This is a genomic window from Rubinisphaera margarita (assembly GCF_022267515.1).
In the GTDB taxonomy this organism is placed as follows: Bacteria; Planctomycetota; Planctomycetia; order Planctomycetales; family Planctomycetaceae; genus Rubinisphaera; species Rubinisphaera margarita.
The window spans coordinates 175412-191214 of the sequence record NZ_JAKFGB010000012.1; the positions used below are offsets into that span (position 1 = coordinate 175412).

At 58.4% G+C, this 15803-nt stretch carries 13 protein-coding genes; 8 read left to right on the forward strand and 5 right to left on the reverse strand.

The features are described from left to right. Nucleotides 1-412 precede the first annotated feature (412 nt). From L1A08_RS09265 to L1A08_RS09280, 4 genes are all read left to right on the forward strand, one after another. Nucleotides 413-1882 carry an FHA domain-containing serine/threonine-protein kinase gene (locus L1A08_RS09265; RefSeq protein WP_238756056.1) on the forward strand — a complete coding sequence of 490 codons (1470 nt, stop codon included), beginning with the start codon at nucleotides 413-415 and terminating at the stop codon, nucleotides 1880-1882. Between the two features lie 136 nt (nucleotides 1883-2018). After that, nucleotides 2019-2906, forward strand: a complete 888-nt coding sequence (locus tag L1A08_RS09270) for an RAD55 family ATPase (RefSeq protein WP_238756057.1) — start codon at nucleotides 2019-2021, stop codon at nucleotides 2904-2906. Nucleotides 2907-3037: 131 nt separating this feature from the next. After that, nucleotides 3038-4474 carry a YeiH family protein gene (locus L1A08_RS09275; RefSeq protein ID WP_238756058.1) on the forward strand — a complete coding sequence of 479 codons (1437 nt, stop codon included), beginning with the start codon at nucleotides 3038-3040 and terminating at the stop codon, nucleotides 4472-4474. Next, entirely contained in the window at nucleotides 4446-4727 is a 282-nt protein-coding gene (locus tag L1A08_RS09280; RefSeq protein WP_238756059.1) for a hypothetical protein, read from the forward strand. The genes L1A08_RS09275 and L1A08_RS09280 overlap by 29 nt, the downstream gene beginning before the upstream one ends. A gap of 58 nt (nucleotides 4728-4785) precedes the next feature. On the opposite strand, the gene L1A08_RS09285 is transcribed toward L1A08_RS09280, so the two are convergent. Genes L1A08_RS09285 through L1A08_RS09300 form a run of 4 tightly spaced genes read right to left on the reverse strand, consistent with a single transcriptional unit; the run spans nucleotide 4786 to nucleotide 10071 of the window. Continuing rightward, the gene (locus tag L1A08_RS09285) at nucleotides 4786-6372 is read right to left on the reverse strand and encodes a sulfatase family protein (protein WP_238756060.1); all 1587 of its coding nucleotides are present in this window, start codon (nucleotides 6370-6372) and stop codon (nucleotides 4786-4788) included. A 45-nt stretch (nucleotides 6373-6417) separates the two neighbouring features. Continuing rightward, on the reverse strand, nucleotides 6418-6819 hold the full coding sequence (locus tag L1A08_RS09290) for a DUF1294 domain-containing protein (protein WP_238756061.1): 402 nt from the start codon (nucleotides 6817-6819) through the stop codon (nucleotides 6418-6420). Beyond that, nucleotides 6812-7933: a bifunctional diaminohydroxyphosphoribosylaminopyrimidine deaminase/5-amino-6-(5-phosphoribosylamino)uracil reductase RibD gene (gene ribD, locus L1A08_RS09295; RefSeq protein ID WP_238756062.1), complete on the reverse strand. Its 1122-nt coding sequence runs from the start codon at nucleotides 7931-7933 to the stop codon at nucleotides 6812-6814. Before ribD ends, L1A08_RS09290 begins: the two co-directional genes overlap by 8 nt. 5 nt (nucleotides 7934-7938) lie before the next feature. Then, nucleotides 7939-10071, reverse strand: a complete 2133-nt coding sequence (locus tag L1A08_RS09300) for a tetratricopeptide repeat protein (RefSeq protein WP_238756063.1) — start codon at nucleotides 10069-10071, stop codon at nucleotides 7939-7941. A gap of 362 nt (nucleotides 10072-10433) precedes the next feature. Between L1A08_RS09300 and L1A08_RS09305 the strand changes: the two genes are divergently transcribed. The 4 genes from L1A08_RS09305 (at nucleotide 10434) to L1A08_RS09320 (ending at nucleotide 15205) form a co-directional block, all read left to right on the forward strand. Continuing rightward, the gene (locus L1A08_RS09305; RefSeq protein WP_238756064.1) at nucleotides 10434-12938 is read left to right on the forward strand and encodes an ATP-binding cassette domain-containing protein; all 2505 of its coding nucleotides are present in this window, start codon (nucleotides 10434-10436) and stop codon (nucleotides 12936-12938) included. 99 nt (nucleotides 12939-13037) lie between these two features. Beyond that, on the forward strand, nucleotides 13038-14030 hold the full coding sequence (ygfZ, locus tag L1A08_RS09310) for a CAF17-like 4Fe-4S cluster assembly/insertion protein YgfZ (protein ID WP_238756065.1): 993 nt from the start codon (nucleotides 13038-13040) through the stop codon (nucleotides 14028-14030). A gap of 39 nt (nucleotides 14031-14069) precedes the next feature. Beyond that, nucleotides 14070-14585 carry an FxsA family protein gene (locus L1A08_RS09315; RefSeq protein ID WP_238756066.1) on the forward strand — a complete coding sequence of 172 codons (516 nt, stop codon included), beginning with the start codon at nucleotides 14070-14072 and terminating at the stop codon, nucleotides 14583-14585. Further along, entirely contained in the window at nucleotides 14585-15205 is a 621-nt protein-coding gene (locus L1A08_RS09320; RefSeq protein ID WP_238756067.1) for a phosphopantothenoylcysteine decarboxylase, read from the forward strand. The genes L1A08_RS09315 and L1A08_RS09320 overlap by 1 nt, the downstream gene beginning before the upstream one ends. Nucleotides 15206-15230: 25 nt before the next feature. On the opposite strand, the gene L1A08_RS09325 is transcribed toward L1A08_RS09320, so the two are convergent. Continuing rightward, nucleotides 15231-15788 carry an RNA 2'-phosphotransferase gene (locus L1A08_RS09325; protein ID WP_238756068.1) on the reverse strand — a complete coding sequence of 186 codons (558 nt, stop codon included), beginning with the start codon at nucleotides 15786-15788 and terminating at the stop codon, nucleotides 15231-15233. Nucleotides 15789-15803: the final 15 nt, after the last annotated feature.

A 15803-nucleotide genomic window follows, 5' to 3' on the forward strand; every position in this document is an offset into this window, starting at 1 on the left:
AGGCAATTGCGAATTGGAATCCCGCAAAGCGCGCGACACGCATTCACGATTCAGTTGGCGCCTTCGGCAAGGGTTGAATAACCCGCAGAGTTGATCCGACAGGTCCCGAGCGTCGGTCGTTTAAAGCATATTCCCGCAGGTTCGGAATTTCCACAGTTAAATTCAAGTTTCATCAAAGTTCGCCAAGCTGTTCGGACACGGACTGTCTCGGCCGATCAGACCGTTTCGCGGGATCGTGAAAGCACGGGAAACCACGTGTTTTCGGAGTTTTGAACTTGCTCGACGCACCGGGACAGGTAAATATGAAGGCGTTTTCATGTGCGAGGTCTTCGCATTTCGGTGGGAGCGCTTCCGGTCTAAGAGAGAACACTCCTGTCGCATGTTCCACCTTTCTGAAGGGCGGTACCAGGGATTGGACACTTCACATTCGGATGATCAGGTCGACGTTGTTCCTCCGACGTCCGGCACGCCGTCGGGGTCCCAGCATCATCGGGCGGAACTGATCTATCGCTGCACGCAGGGAAAGCCGGTTCGCAAGAACATTCTGCGAACGACGACACTGATTGGCTCGGACGACAGCTGCAATCTGCAGCTGAAAGCGAGCAATATCGAGCCGTCTCATTGCGTCCTGACGCTCGACGGTCGCGGCTTTCGTATCTGGGATCTGCGCTCCAAAATCGGAACCGTCGTCAATGGGCTGAAGGTCAAGTCGGCCCGCTTGAAGGACGGCGATGAGATTCGCATTGGCAGCTTCGTTTTCACGCTCGAGACCACCCTTGTCGATGAAACCCGGCAAGGATTTTTCATTGATGAATACCGTGTTCTCGGCATCCTCGGAACAGGGGGGATGGGCTGGCTGTACGTGGTCGAAGATGGCCGTACTCAGAGACGACATGCCTTGAAGGTGCTGACCCGTCGGACATCCACAGCCCGTGTTGAACAGGATGAGCTGCGAACGCGTTTCCTGTTTGAAGGCAAGGCGGGCAATCGGCTGCGCAATCCGCATATCGTGGAAGTTCTCGACTATCAGCATCGGCCGGATGTCGAATATCTGCTCATGGAACTGTTCGAATCGATCAACCTGCAGGAACTGGTCCAGCGGGACGGTCCGCTGGATCCGGGGCTGGTCTGTCATATCGGGCTCCAGGCCGCGGTCGCGCTGGACCATATCCACCAGAACAAGCTCATCCACCGCGATGTGAAACCGGCCAATATTCTGGTTGCAGCCGATGGGCATACAAAAATCTGCGATTTCGGACTCGTCTTCGTGGGGGATGATCCGCAGGAACTGAGCCTCGCCGCTCAGATGGGCAACGATTGTCTCGGCACGGCGGACTACATCTCGCCGGAGCAGTCCTACGACAGCTACAAAATCGATCATCGAGCCGACCTGTACAGCCTTGGCTGCTCCCTGTTCTTCGCGCTCACGGCGGATGTCCCTTTTGCGGGAGCTTCGACCCGGGAGAAGATCAATGCCCATCGTTCATTGCCCTGTCGCTCGATTGCGAAATTGAATCCTGAAGTACCCGAGGCGATTGCAGCAATCGTCGAACGTTGCATGGCCAAGGCTCCGGAAGATCGGTTCGCCTCGGGGAGAGAACTGGCCGACGCCCTGCGTCCTCACACATCGGGCGAGATCAGTGTTGAGTTTGACTTCGAACATCTGATCAAGAAGCGGACCAACCACGCCAGCTTTCGTCTGGCCGATCCAAAGAAGAAGCACTATCTGCAACGGATCCCGGCGAATGTGGCCTCCTCGCTCCAGGCAATGGCGAGCAACGATCGGCTGGGCGATGAGCACACGGTGCTCGAACCGCCGCAGGCTTCTGGAACCGCGACTGGAATTCCCGGGGACACCTCGGCTGCGCGGGATCTGCATTAAGGCATGGCCTGGCTCGTGTCCGGTCAATCGGTCTCTTCGATTGACCGGACAGCGGATTGCTTTACGCTGAGTACGGCAGACAACCTGCCTTTCAGTGACCGCTTCCCGCACATGGATTCCGAAAGTTCCCTCCCTCATGGCCGATGCATCCTCGCGCGTTTCCACCGGTTGTCCCGAACTTGACCACCTGCTCGGCGGAGGTCTTCTGCCTGGAACGCTGAACGTTGTGCTGGGGGCCACTGGCATTGGGAAATCGCAACTGGGGATCCAATTCGCGAATGCCGGAACGGAGCAGGAAGGCGAGCGGGGCATCTTCTTCGACATGACCGCCCGGGGTGACTCGCAGAATCACGCCGATTACGCACAGCGGATCGCCGACTGGGATCTGCGCGAGATGCCTTTGGAACGTCTCGCCGATCCGAGTGACCTCTGGGATCGCGATAAGTCGCGGTTTGACACTGCCCATCCCTTCTTCAATATGGGGCGACGAGTCACGCGGGACGATCTCGACCCGGACGAGTATCGCGAGTGGCAGGCCGACCTGACGCGGAAGCTTGATGTGACCATCCGCTTCTTCTACGGCAACTTCGTTCACGGCGTCCGACGTTGCGTCGTCGATGGCATTGAACCGACCGACCGGCCCAGCGAGTCGTTCCAGTTCGAGATCTTCGAGTACATTCACAACCAGATTCTCAGGAAAGATTCGGAATGGGTTGCCCGGGATCTGTTGCGGGTCCACTACCGCGAGAACGCCGAGGCGGTTCATGAGCACGCCTACTCGAACAAATCGCTGACCGGGCTGATTCTCTGCACGACCAAAGAGGTGATGCTCGAAGATCTGCTCAGTCGCCCGCTCGATTCCGGCGACATTCTTTCGAACGCCAACACCATCATTCTGATGGGAAAGATCCGCGAAGGAATGAAGATGGGCCGCGCTCTGCATGTGGCCAAGCACCGTGGCAGCCCGTGTGATGAATCGATTATCCCTTACACGATCGGGGAGAAAGGCATTACACTTCTCTAGAGCAGTTTTCTTAACGGTGTAAACCACACTCTCCCCGCAAACTGCAGCGTTTTCGGGCGACATTCGCTCATCCGCGATCCGCTCTTAATCCCGCCATTCCTTCCTCCAGCAGAGATGAGACACCATCCAAGATGAACGATTCGCAACGTTCGCCGGCTTCTGACAGCGAAAATTCTATCGTCACATCCACAGAACGCCCCTGGACCGAGCAGTTCCGAAAATCGGAAGACTGGTGGGCGATCTATCTTGGCGTCATCATCCTTGGAGCGGCGTGGCTGATAACGCAGTCCGGACTCGGACTGGTCAGTGGCGAAGCTGGACTGGTCAGCCCGCTTAAAGGCTGGTTCAGCAAGCCGGGCAGTTGGACAAACAATCCGCTGGAATCAATTTCGCTCTCTGCCGGCAAGAACTCCGTGCAGGGGATTGTCACGATCTTCGTGCTCACTCTCTGCCTGTTCGGGCTTGGAGCCCGGGTGATGGGGCGATCATTCGCGCGGTTCGCGGGGGGCTACTGGTTTGTCTTTCTGCTGGCGATCATCGCGTATGTGGCAACCGGCCAGCTGGTCGTGCAGCAATACAATCTTGAGTACGCCCTGTGGGCGCTTGGAATCGGTCTTCTGATCAGCAATACCGTCGGAACGCCTGGCTTTGTGAAGCCAGCCCTGATGACGGAGTTCTTTATCAAAACCGGGCTGGTTCTGCTTGGAGCGGAAGTGCTTGTGAGCAAGCTGATCGCTCTCGGGGTTCCCGGGATCTGCATCGCCTGGGTAGTCACTCCGATTGTGCTCATTTCGACGTACATCTTCGGTCAGAAGGTGCTTAAGCTCGAATCGAAGTCCCTGAACATGGTGATCTCAGCGGATATGTCCGTTTGCGGAGTCTCGGCGGCAATTGCGACGGCGGCGGCCTGTCGAGCGAAGAAGGAAGAACTCTCTTTCGCCATCGGTCTCTCGCTCTCGTTTACGGTGATCATGATGATCGTGCTGCCGGCTCTGATTAAGGCCCTCGGCCTGAGTCCGATTGTCGGCGGAGCCTGGATTGGTGGAACGATCGATTCCACCGGTGCGGTTGCAGTTGCCGGAACGATGCTCGGCGATGCGGCCCGTGATGTCGCCGTGACGATCAAGATGATCCAGAACATTCTCATCGGCGTGACCGCCTTCGGCGTCGCCGTTTACTGGGTCAGCTGTGTGGAGAAGGATACCACGTCGACCAGGCCGCAGGTCTCCGAGATCTGGCATCGTTTCCCCAAGTTCGTCCTGGGGTTCATGGCGGCTTCGCTGATTTTTTCCTGGATCTACGGAATGGGTGAGAGTCAGCAGGCTGTCGTGGATGCGATGAAGGGCGATTGCACGAAAGTCCTGCGAGGCTGGTTCTTCTGTCTGGCGTTCGTGAGCATCGGGCTCGAGTCGAACTTCCGGGATCTGGCCAAGTTCCTGACCGGCAGCAAGCCCCTCGTGCTCTACGTGGTGGGCCAGTCGTTTAACCTGCTGCTGACATTATTCATGTCCTGGCTCATGTTCGAGGTCGTCTTCACCGATGCCGCCCAGCAATTGCTCCAGCAATAATCCGCCGCAGCAGAAAGCGAACCGCGGTGGCTTCTTCCTGGCCGCTGTGTTCGCTTTGTTGACGGCGATCTGGCTGCTCTGGTTGCCGCGACTGGCGAAGGATCCGGGACTGCAGACACGGATGCGACAACGGGAAGAGCAGGGTATCGACGCTGCGGCGATGTTCTATTCCGATCTTCCGGCCGTCGATCAAGCTCAGGATCGGCTCCAGAAACTCGAAACGGAAGACCCCGACCTGTTCTGGTCTCCGTGAGCCGATCATCAGTCAGAGTGGGCAGCCGAAGTCCGGCTGGTCAGCCTTGTCTGATTCGTCAATCCAGCGGTTCCGCTTCGAAGTCACTCGGGTTGACCCAGCCGGCTTTCAGTTTCTCGCCGCCCATGTAGCGTTCATAGAAATTCTGCTCGCCCGGATTGGCGTAGGGATAGTCGTCGAACACGTCGCCGTTTCCATTGACGCGAGGATCGCCCTGCTTCTTGAGTTGAGCGATCATCTCTTTTTGCAGCTCCGATTTCTGCTCTTCATAGTCTGCGTTGTTGGCCAGATTGACCATGCAGGCGGGATCCGTTTTGATGTTGAACAGCTCCTCGGCGGGGCGTTTCCCGAAGGAGAGTTCCCAATAGTGCTTGAGGTCGGGCTGGGTGCGGAGACTGAGAATCTCCGTCTTGGTCGGGCTTCCGTCGGTGTTGAGATAACCGGTTTCCGGGTTTCCGGCCGGCCAGCGATCCGGCTTGAAGTTCTTGAGATACAGGAAGTCGCCTTTGACAATACCTCGAATCGGATAGCCCTGATCTTCGGGGCGGCCGATGTCGTGCCGCTCCTTGCCAATGAGCACTGAATCGCGAGCCGGGATGACCTGGCCCGACTTCTTCGATTCGAAAACTGGCACCAGCGATTCGCCGGTCACAGGCTGCATGTCCGTTTCTTCGCGGTCTACTCCAGCGACCTCCAGAAACGTTGGGGCAAAATCAATGAAGCTCACGAAATCTTCGATCGTCCGTCCCGGGTTCCGGATTCCAGCCGGCCACATGATCGCCAGTGGCAGATGATTGGAGAGTTCATATCCCTGCCCCTTGATTCTGGGGAAGGGCATTCCGTTATCAGCCGTAACAACGACGATTGTGTTTTCCAGCAGACCCTGTCGGTCCAACTCGTCCAGCATCGCTGCCAGATGGCGATCGAAGTGCTCAATTTCAAAGGCGTAGTCGAGCATATCCGTCCGGGTGACGGTGCTGTCGGGCCAGAAGTCGGGGACCTCGTCAATCTGGTCCAGCGACTTTCCGCCGTACTTGATGCCCGCGCCATATTCGTAGCCGCGATGAGGTTCGGTGGAACCGTACCAGAAGCAGAACGGAGTTTTATCGGGCCGGTCGTTCAGGAACGCGGCGAAGTTCCCGGCGTAGTCGTTGTTCGAAATCTGTTGGGCGGGCGGCTGCTTCTTCAGTCGATCGTAGCCTATGCCGGTCATGTTCCGGGAGCGGCCCTTCTCATCTTTGGCGATTCCGGGAGCCCAACCTTTTCCAGTTTTGCCGACGTGATAGCCGTGCCGCTCCAGGGCCTCCGCATAGGTGCCGAACTTCGGCGGAAAGAAGCACCAGTGATTGCAGGCCTCTTCGAGCTGCCACGAGTTCCGGCCCGTCAGAATGCAGGCCCGCGAAGGAGCACATTTCGCGTTCGGCGTGTAGCAACGATTAAACAGCAGCCCTTCTCGGGCGACTCGATCAAACCCGGGCGTTTCGACCCAGTCGGTTCCGTAAGCTCCCATGTGAGGATAGGAGGCATCATCGGCGATACAGAACAGAATGTTCGGTCGGTCCGTTTTCTGGTCCTCTGCGAAGAGAGTCAGCGGCGGAATGACCAACAGCAGGAAAACAAGAGGACGAAGGGCGGCAGTGCGCATCAGGTAAGTCCTTGAATGTATCGCGGAAAGACGCTTCGGTCGGGACTAGGGAGCGGTCTCGGGGGTCGTCGTTCCAAAGTAGAACAGGCAGAGACACAACAGCGTAATGTGAATGATGATGGCTCCCACAAACATTCGTCGATAGGCCGGCTTGAACGTCTTGTGGCGAAACAGCTGTTGCCCGAAGTTCGCGCCGGGCCAGCCGCCGATGAGTTCGAGCAGATGCAGCCAGATTTCCGGGATCCGGCGGCGGAACCCGCGTGCCTGCAGTTTGTCCAACCCCTGAGCGAGAAAGGCGAGTCCGCTGGCGATCAACACAGTGCCCGCATACGCGCCCGCTTCCCAGTAGGGAATCCAGTCCGTCCAGTAGGCGGCGTAGATTCCGACGATGGCGGTAAGCCAGAAGATGCAGAGACGATTGATCCAGATGGTCATACTCTTACTCATCGTAGCTCTTGTTGCCAATCAGTCCGCCGACAAACAGATCATCACCGAAGCGATCCGTGCGGAGTTGTTCGAGTTGAATCGCATCAGGCATTTCAGCGATCCCGGATCCGCCGATCGAAGGCAGGGCGTTGCGGCCGCCCACCAGTTTGGGAGCGATGAAGACGTGTACTTCGTCGATGGCATTCCGATCGAGCATCGAGCCGAGCAGGCCGGCTCCTCCTTCGACAAGGAGATTGGTCAACTCGCGCTCTCCGAGATGTTCGAGCACCGGCACTACGTCGGGCCGCCCTTCATCATCGAGCGGACACCGAAAAATCTCTGCTCCGGCCTTTTCCAGCCGAGCGGTGTTATCAACGGAAGCGTTCTCTCCGCAGACAATCAACACCGGGTGTTCTTCGGCTGCTTGAAACAGTTTGCTGTCGGGGCGGAGAGTCGCGCGAGTGTCGAAGATAATCCGCATCGCGTTTCGCGGTCCAGCCGGACGGGCGGTGAGTCGAGGGTTATCGGCTTCTGCGGTACCCTTGCCGATGACAACGGCGTCGACAATGCCGCGCAGCTGATGGACGTACTCCCGCGACTGCTCGTTGGAAATCCATTGGGACGAACCCGTCCGTGTCGCGATGCGACCGTCGAGAGTCATCGCCCATTTGGCATGGATGTATGGCAGACCGGTCCTTTTCAGTTTGCGGAACGGGCGAATCAGCAGCTTGCACTCGTCGGCCAGCAGCCCGGTCTCAACGCTGATTCCGGCGGAACGCAGGACGTTCACGCCCGAGATCGTTCCGTGACGGGCCGGATCGCGTGAACCGATCATCACATTCCGGATTCCCGCCTGGACAATCGCTTCCGCGCAAGGAGGCGTTTTCCCGTGATGAGCACACGGCTCCAACGTCACATAGATCGTGGAGCCTGGTGGAATCTCATTGGTGGCGGAGATCGCCATCGCTTCGGCGTGCGGTCCTCCGAAACGAGCGTGATACCCCTCTGAAACACGCCGCAGCTCGCGATCGACGATCACGGCCCCGACCATGGGATTCGGTTCGACGGATCCCCGTCCCCGTTCAGCCAGTGCCAAGGCATACTTCATCACCTCGGCCGGGGTGGTAAATCTCATGAGACCTAATCCTGTCCCGGCAGCCAGAGTTTTCCACCACCGGTCGGCTGGGCACTCTCTGGTGACCAGGGATCTTTGGAAATTGACTGCGAAACCGAACCCGCCACCACAATTCCTCCCGTGGTATTCCACGGTGGCTCAATGTCATGCTCGTTCAGGTAAGCGATAATGGCTTCTTCGAGTTCCGGCAGCTTGCGAAGATACTTCTGATGCATGTCTTTCAGGAACGGCTGCAGGCTTTCGTCCTTCGGATCGATCACCAGGAACTGCAGCTGACGCATTTCCCATTGCAGCGAGTCTTCGAACTTCTGCCCGGAACGCTGCGACCATTGTTTGGCCTGTTCGATGCGGGCCAGAGCTTCATCGCGGTCGTATTTGTCGCGAGCCAGGTCGATATACGCGTGCCAGATTTGCGGCATCCGTTGCAGGTCGACGACGTTCTCCCGCTGCAGGACGTCAGCGAGGACCTTCTCCATGAAGCCAGCGTGCTGAATCAGCTGGGAACGATTTAGCAGCATAACCGCCTGACTGTCCGTCAGCGTTTCGACAGGAATGCGGAGCATCTGCAGAACTTCGCACGAGCTCAACTCCTGATCGTCACGGATGGCGTACGACTCGATCTCCGGGAGTCCGAACTTCTGCCGCATCTTCGGCAGATCGATCTGATAGTTGTATCGGTCGGCGAACGCGTCGAGCACATTCACAGCGGCCGCGAGGCGAACCGTGAAATTCGAATCCCCGTTGACTTGAGCAGGCGTCTTGCCTTCCAGAGCCTGGAGCGGACGGCTGGGCCACTTCTCTTCAAGAATCGATTCCCAGTTCTGCTTGCCAATCTGGGCACGCGTTCGGGCGGGCGTTTCCGGCGGGAAATAGTACTGTCGATACAGTCCGCGGTAATCGGCCCACTGCGAGTAGGTGACGCTGTCGAACTGTTCGCCGCGATACTTCTCGATCGGTTTGCCGAGAACGTTATCGAGCAGTGAGAGGACTTCATCAGCCGATTCGCTTTCGACAGCCAGATGACAGAGCGGCTGTTCCTGGCCGAGTTCGTCGCGGTCGGTGCAAACGAGGAAACCAATCACGACTGGCATGCTGTCGAGGCTTGGCGTTTCGTTCGCCGCGATTGCAGAAGGTTCCCGATCGAGGACGCTGTAGGTGACGGCTTCCGTATCCGGGTCGTCGCCGCGGTTGTCTCGGACCAGTCGAGGGATCTCATCGAGGCTGGACAACAGCTTGGACAATGATTCGACTTCGAAATGCCGGAGAATCTCTTCGGTCTGCGATGCTTCCAGATCGAACAGCTGGGCCAGTGTTTCGCAGGAGATCGCGAATTCCTTGTCCCTGGCCAGGTCAGCCGCTTTGTGAAGAGCTTCCGCAGCCACGGCCTGTTCACCGTCCCAGGCATGCAGCAGGCCGATGTCGTACCAGAGCTCGGCGTTATCAGGGTGAGATTCGAGCAGTTGGCGGGCGACCGCAGCCGATTCGTGCCAGCAGCCCAGGGCATTCAAGCCGATCGATTTCCGGAAGAGCTTGTCCTCCTCTGCGCTGAGGTTGAGCGGACGCAGATTGTGGACGCCACGTAGCGGATAAGGAACGCTCTGCTCCCCATCAAAATCGAGCAGCCGCATGAAGACCTGTTGTCGGTCTTCGTCCCGCACGAACCGCATGGCGAACGCCAGGTGCTGCCGGGCAGCGACGAACTTGTCGTCTTCATAGAGAGCCGAAGAGATGCCGGCGGCCAGACTGCCGATCATCTCGGGATGATATTTCACACCCTTGGTGAATGCACGATGAATGGTCGGTCGGGCGTCTTCATAGCCGTCGACATCGAGGGCAGCCGTCGCATCGAGAATACGGGCCAGCGGGTGATCAGGAGATTCCTGCAGCAGTTCGCGCAGGACGTGACGGGCAGCATCCGGATTTTCGAGAAACAGATGGACGCCGGCCAGCGATGTGGCCACCCAGGCCCGGGCGGGCTGAGCCGCGTGCAGCTTCTCAAGAATCTTCAGAGCGGCACGAGACTGTCCACTCTCGTGAAGCTGCAGCGCTTTCATCATATCGCTGGCGATGTCGGCACAGCAGAACTTCAGTTTCTTACCGCTCTCGCACGGACAGAGTGAATAGGGATCGAGAGACATACTTCGGATTTCCTGGTTGTCAACAAATGCGTGATTGGATCTGAAAGCGAAGGTGTGCCGATCCCGAGAAGATGCCGCAGACCGTTGCGGGAGAAATGGGATTCCGGGCGGCTGCCTGACCCTGCTGATATTTTGTGGTGAATCAATAGTTCGATCGTGACGGACGTGCAAGCCAGATCCAGCCGACGAGAGTGTCGATCGCCGGTCAGAAAGCCTGCCAATCTCGCCGAAGGATAGCAGATTGTTCATCTAAAAACGAGGCCGGAACGATTCCCTCGCGGTGAATCGAAATCGCTTCAGGAACGATTAACGAGGCCGAAATCGGCTGCTAAGATCAGTCTGGGAGTCCCACCAGAAAAGGAGTGATCATCACCAGCACGTCGCACTCGATATGGATTCGAAACGCCCGCACGCACAATCTGCAGGGCGTCGACGTCGAGATTCCGCATGGCCGGCTGACGGTCGTGACCGGCGTCAGCGGATCCGGCAAGAGTTCTCTGGTTTTCCAGACTCTGTTCGCGGAAGGGCAGCGGAGATTTCTCGGCACGCTCTCCGGGCATTCGGCCGGTTTGCTGACGTCACTCCCCCGCGGCGAAGTCGATGAGATCACAGGGCTCTCGCCCGTTATTTCGGTTCCCCAGCAGCGGCCACATGTCTCGTCCCGCAGCACAGTCGCCACGATGACCGAACTGCTCGACTATCTCCGCCTGCTTTACAGTCAGGTCGGAACTGTCTTCTGTCCTGAATGCCTGGTCCCGGTTCGATCCCAGACGCGTGATCAGATTATCAGTCGTATTCTGGAACTTCCTGAACGTTCCAAAGTCCAGCTGCTCGCGCCGGTTGTCCGGGGAAAGAAGGGGACCCACGAGGAATTGTTCCAGCGAATCAGTCGCGAGGGGTTCGTCCGAGCCCGGGTGGACGGTCAGATCGTCGAGTTTGCCGAAGAGCCTCCGCTGGCGAAAACGAAGCCGCACGATATCGATGTCGTGGTCGACAGACTGATTCTCAAGCCTGAGATCCGTCAGCGGCTGGCCGATTCCGTGGAGCAGGCTCTGAAGCTCGGCGATGGCGGCTGCATTGCCTTGGTCCATGCTGATGAGGAATTCGTGGATCACGTCTTTCACCGTGATCTCAACTGCCCCTCCTGCGGGCAGGCGTTTGCACCGCTGGAGCCCCGTTCGTTCAGCTGGCATTCGGCTCACGGAGCCTGCCCGGTTTGCGAGGGAACCGGGCGAGAATCTGGCCCGGCCGAGGGGGACGAAGATGAGGTCGAACACGGTGATGCGGCTTCTTGCTCCGCCTGTAACGGGACGCGGCTCGGCCCGGTGTCCCGGAACGTACGCGTTGCGGAAACCACGTTGCCCACTCTTCTCGGTTTGCGTATCTCTGCAGCCGCAGGTTGGGTCAAGGACTTGCGGGCGGCAGCCGCTGATCAGCGAGGGCAGAGCATCATCGACAAACTCGCGGGTCCACTCGCGTTCCGTCTGCAGTCGCTGATCGACCTTGGCGTCGGTTACCTCACGCTCGATCGAAGCGCGGAAACTCTGGCCGGCGGTGAAGTTCAGCGGGTGAGGCTGGCTCGTTGTCTTGGTACGCAGCTCCACGGCAGCTGCTTCATACTCGACGAACCAACTGCCGGCCTGCATGCCCGGGATGCTCAGCGTCTACTGGACCAATTGCGGCAGCTCACCGCGAGCGGAAACACGGTCATCTGCGTGGAGCACTCACTCGATGCCATTCGCGCAGCCGACCATTTGCTCGAATTTGGTCCCGGCGGCGGAACACGGGGAGGACAGGTTGTCTTCAGTGGGTCACTCTCCGAGTTGTCTGCTGGGCAGACTCCGACGTCTCGCGCTCTGAATGGCGAGTTTGATCCGCAGACCTCGGGACCTTTCTCCGGATCCGATCGTGGCCACCTCCAGCTGAAACACGTTCAGCTGCATAATCTCGATGATGTCTCGATTGAGATTCCGCTGGGCAGTCTGACAGCCGTGACGGGCGTGAGCGGTTCCGGAAAGAGTTCGCTCATCCTCGATTCCCTGGCTGTTCTGCTGAAAAAAGCCCTGCGAGACGAGAAGACCGAAGCTGACGAGGAACGACTCGGTTCACTGCGATTTGACGGCAAACTGCAGCGGGCTGCGATTGTCGATCAGTCACCCCCCGGAGGAAATCTGCGATCCTGTCCGGCGACGTTCTCGGGGGCCTGGGATCAGATTCGCAGGATGCTGGCCCGCACCCGCCTGGCGAAGCTTCGAGGCTTCGATGACAAACGGTTCAGTTTCAACACGACGGAAGGAACCTGCTCGTTCTGCGGTGGAGCAGGGCAGATACGGACTCGGCATCATCTGGTCCATCAGGAGCAGGTGAAATGTCCGGAGTGTCACGGGCGACGTTTCAACGCCCAGACGCTGGCCGTGAAATACCGCGGACATTCGGCGTACGATCTTCTGGACATGACCGTAGCAGATGCTCTCGATTTCTGGTCCGAAGTCGAGTCGATCCAGCGATGTCTTCGGCCGTACCGCGATATCGGCATCGACTATCTGAAGATGGGGCAACCGACCAGCACCCTTTCGGGCGGAGAAGCCCAACGGACGAAACTGGCCCGGGCACTGTCTGAAGAGCTCAAGGATGGCGTCTACATCATGGACGAACCGACCAGCGGACTGCACTGGGCCGATGTGTCGCTGTTCATCGCAACCCTGCGAACATTGCAGGAACGGGGCAATACCATCATCGTCGTCGAACATCATCCGTTGATTCAGGCCGCAGCCGACTGGCACATCGAACTCGGACCGGGAGCCGGGGCGGAAGGAGGAACGGTTCTCCACTGCGGATTGCCGGAACTGTCGGACGCGGCAAATTGACAACCCTCTGGAATCGGTAACGATTCAGTAACAACGCGGGGACGATTGCCGGTTCGTCGAGCAGCGCCCCATCAGATTACTCAGCTCTTGAAAGAACCCATGCCTGTCACGATCGAACAACTTCAGCAGCAGATGTCGGCCTTTGATCTCAGCGATCGCGATGAAATCACGCTTCGTGGCAACGATCGAAGCACATTTCTGCACGGATTCTGTTCCAACGATATCCGGAAGCTGCAGCCGGGACAGGGTTGCGAGGCCTTCATCACGTCGATCAAAGGGCGGGCGGCCGGGCATGTTTTTGTCTTCGCAGATGAAGATCGGCTCGTTCTCGACACCGTGCCGGGAGCCGCGGAAACGCTCGTCCCGCACCTCGATCGGTACATCATTACCGAAGACGTCGAACTGGAGGTGACGAGTCAGTCGCGGGCACTGTTTCTGGTCGCAGGAGAAGGAATCGTCGAGAAGCTGTCTCTGCTTTGTCCGACGTCCAGTAAACTCGATGTCAACGGCTGTTGTGAGTTTGATCTGGCTTCAACGACAGGCCGCCTCCGGCGGGTCGACTGGTTGTCCGTTCCCGCGTATCAAATTAGCATCCGGGCCGAGGCTCGTGGGAGCTTTGAAGAGTGGCGGGATGCCCAGGGAATCGCTGCGGGAACACACCGGGAGTTTGAAGCCTTGCGAATTGACGGTACGTTTCCTCTGCACGGCACCGACTTCTCGGAAGAGAATCTCGCCCAGGAGATTGACCGGACTCCGCAAGCGATCAGTTTTACGAAGGGCTGTTACCTCGGTCAGGAACCGATTGCCCGGATCGATGCTCTCGGGCACGTGAATCGGATCCTGCGTTCCATTCAGGTGATCGACCTGGATGCGACCCCGGACCAGCTTGTCGGTGCGAGCATTCAGGACCCGTCTACTGACAAATCGCTGGGAACCATCACCTCTGCTGTCGAGATTCACACCGGTGACGACGGCCATCGGGAACTTCGCGGAATGTCGATCATCCGCCGTGAATTTTCCGATCCAGACACGCCGGTGCACGTTGTCGTCGATGGGAAATCGCTTCCCGCAACTGTACTCGGCAAATCCTGAATTGAGATCGAATAGAATTCGCCCAAAGGAGGCGATCACGTGTTTTTGAGATTACTGTTACTCTTCACCATCGTTCCCTTCGTCGAACTGGCGATCCTGCTCAAACTCGGCGACGAGATGGGCTGGCTCGAAACGCTGGGGCTGATTATTGCCACCGGCATCATCGGAACCATTCTGGCTCGGCAGCAGGGCTTTGAAGTCATTCAGAGAATTCGCAGCGAATTGAGTTCCGGCAAGCCGCCGACCGATTCGCTGATGGATGGCCTGATGATTCTCATCGCCAGCGTACTGCTGATTACCCCGGGCGTTCTGACCGACATCACCGGCTTTCTCCTGCTCTGGCCGGCGTTTCGGGCCCGCATGCGGGCAGTCGGGAAGGCGTACCTGCTGCGGTCCGGTTCCTTTCGCGTCTTCACCAGCGGGCCGGGCGGCCAGTTTCACGAAACGGCGAATCCGTTCCAGCAGCCTCAACCCCGGCGTGATGCCCAGGGGAATGAGATCATCGATGTGGAATACACCAAAAAATCTTCTGACGAGAAACTGGAAACGGACTGATGCGGATTCTGGTCACAGCCGGCCCAACCCGGGAATACATTGACGACGTCCGCTACATCTCCAACGCGAGCAGCGGGCGAATGGGTTATGCAATCGTTTCGGCGATTGTGCAGGCCGGACATGAAGCCGTGCTCGTGAGCGGTCCGGTCTCGCTGCCCGCGCCACTGGACTGCGAGTTTCACGCGGTCGAGTCGACTGAGCAGATGATGCAGACCTGCCGGGAGTTGTTCCCCGCCTGCGACGGCGTCATCGCCGCAGCCGCGGTCTGCGATTACCAGCCGAAGTCTCGGGTGAAGGGCAAGATCTCGAAAACGGGCGACGGCATCTTTCTGGAGATGATCGAGACCGACGACGTGCTCGCCGCTCTCGGCCAGTGCAAAGAGCATCGCTGGATTGTCGGCTTCGCTCTCGAAGCACAGAACGAACGGGAAAACGCCCTGCAGAAACTCCGCCGCAAGAACTGCAACTGGATCGTCCTCAACCGTCCGGAAGCCATCGCCGCGGAGAACAATTCGGTCGAACTCCTCGACGAAACCGGCCACACGGTCGCCCATTGGGAAGGTCCGAAATCCCAGATCGCCGGTGACCTGGTGACGTGGATCGTGGACCAGGTTGACTAGAGTCAGCGCTGTTTGAGGCTGCCTGTCAGTTGGCCTCAATAAACTCCGGCGGCACGGCATCGGCCAGCCAGACTTTGCCGTTTCCTTCGTAGAAGTGCACCCCGGCCGCCTCGGCATCCCGGGTACGAATCCGCAGAATGGTTGGCTTCCTGCACTTCCGTCGGCCGACTTCGCGAGCGGTTTCTTCATCGACTGAAAGATGCACATACTGCCTCGCCATCGGCAGCAGGCCGGTGGTTTCGATCTGGGGCAATACGGCCGGGTTCGTGCCGTGGAACAGAACTTCGGGAGGAGTCGCCGGGATCTTTTTCAGCTTCCCTTCCAGCGAGTGCCCATAGAGAGCCCGAATGCGATCCCCGTCAATTTCATGCCGTCGTTTGGCGGAGGTGGCGATCATCTCCGCCAGGTGATCCGCATTCAGCTCATTCCACTCAGGGCGATCTTTCTTCAGAGCCGAAAGGAGAGCCTCGATCGGCGTCCAGCCTTCGTCATCCAGTTCGAGTTCGTACAACCAGGGTTCGTGCCGGAGCGCGTGGGAGGACGTCCGGCTGACGGCTTTCAGGTCGATGATGTTATGGTTCATGAGAGATTGAGGCGA

What these genes read in the sequence shown, in the direction of transcription:
- L1A08_RS09270 (WP_238756057.1), top strand. Translation starts at nt 2,019, where the DNA reads ATGGCCGATGCATCCTCGCGCGTTTCCACCGGTTGTCCCGAACTTGAC.
- ygfZ (WP_238756065.1), top strand. Translation starts at nt 13,038, where the DNA reads ATGCCTGTCACGATCGAACAACTTCAGCAGCAGATGTCGGCCTTTGAT.
- L1A08_RS09320 (WP_238756067.1), top strand. Translation starts at nt 14,585, where the DNA reads ATGCGGATTCTGGTCACAGCCGGCCCAACCCGGGAATACATTGACGAC.
- L1A08_RS09280 (WP_238756059.1), top strand. Translation starts at nt 4,446, where the DNA reads ATGCCGCCCAGCAATTGCTCCAGCAATAATCCGCCGCAGCAGAAAGCG.
- L1A08_RS09275 (WP_238756058.1), top strand. Translation starts at nt 3,038, where the DNA reads ATGAACGATTCGCAACGTTCGCCGGCTTCTGACAGCGAAAATTCTATC.
- L1A08_RS09300 (WP_238756063.1), bottom strand. Translation starts at nt 10,071, where the DNA reads ATGTCTCTCGATCCCTATTCACTCTGTCCGTGCGAGAGCGGTAAGAAA.
- ribD (WP_238756062.1), bottom strand. Translation starts at nt 7,933, where the DNA reads ATGAGATTTACCACCCCGGCCGAGGTGATGAAGTATGCCTTGGCACTG.
- L1A08_RS09290 (WP_238756061.1), bottom strand. Translation starts at nt 6,819, where the DNA reads ATGAGTAAGAGTATGACCATCTGGATCAATCGTCTCTGCATCTTCTGG.
- L1A08_RS09285 (WP_238756060.1), bottom strand. Translation starts at nt 6,372, where the DNA reads ATGCGCACTGCCGCCCTTCGTCCTCTTGTTTTCCTGCTGTTGGTCATT.
- L1A08_RS09325 (WP_238756068.1), bottom strand. Translation starts at nt 15,788, where the DNA reads ATGAACCATAACATCATCGACCTGAAAGCCGTCAGCCGGACGTCCTCC.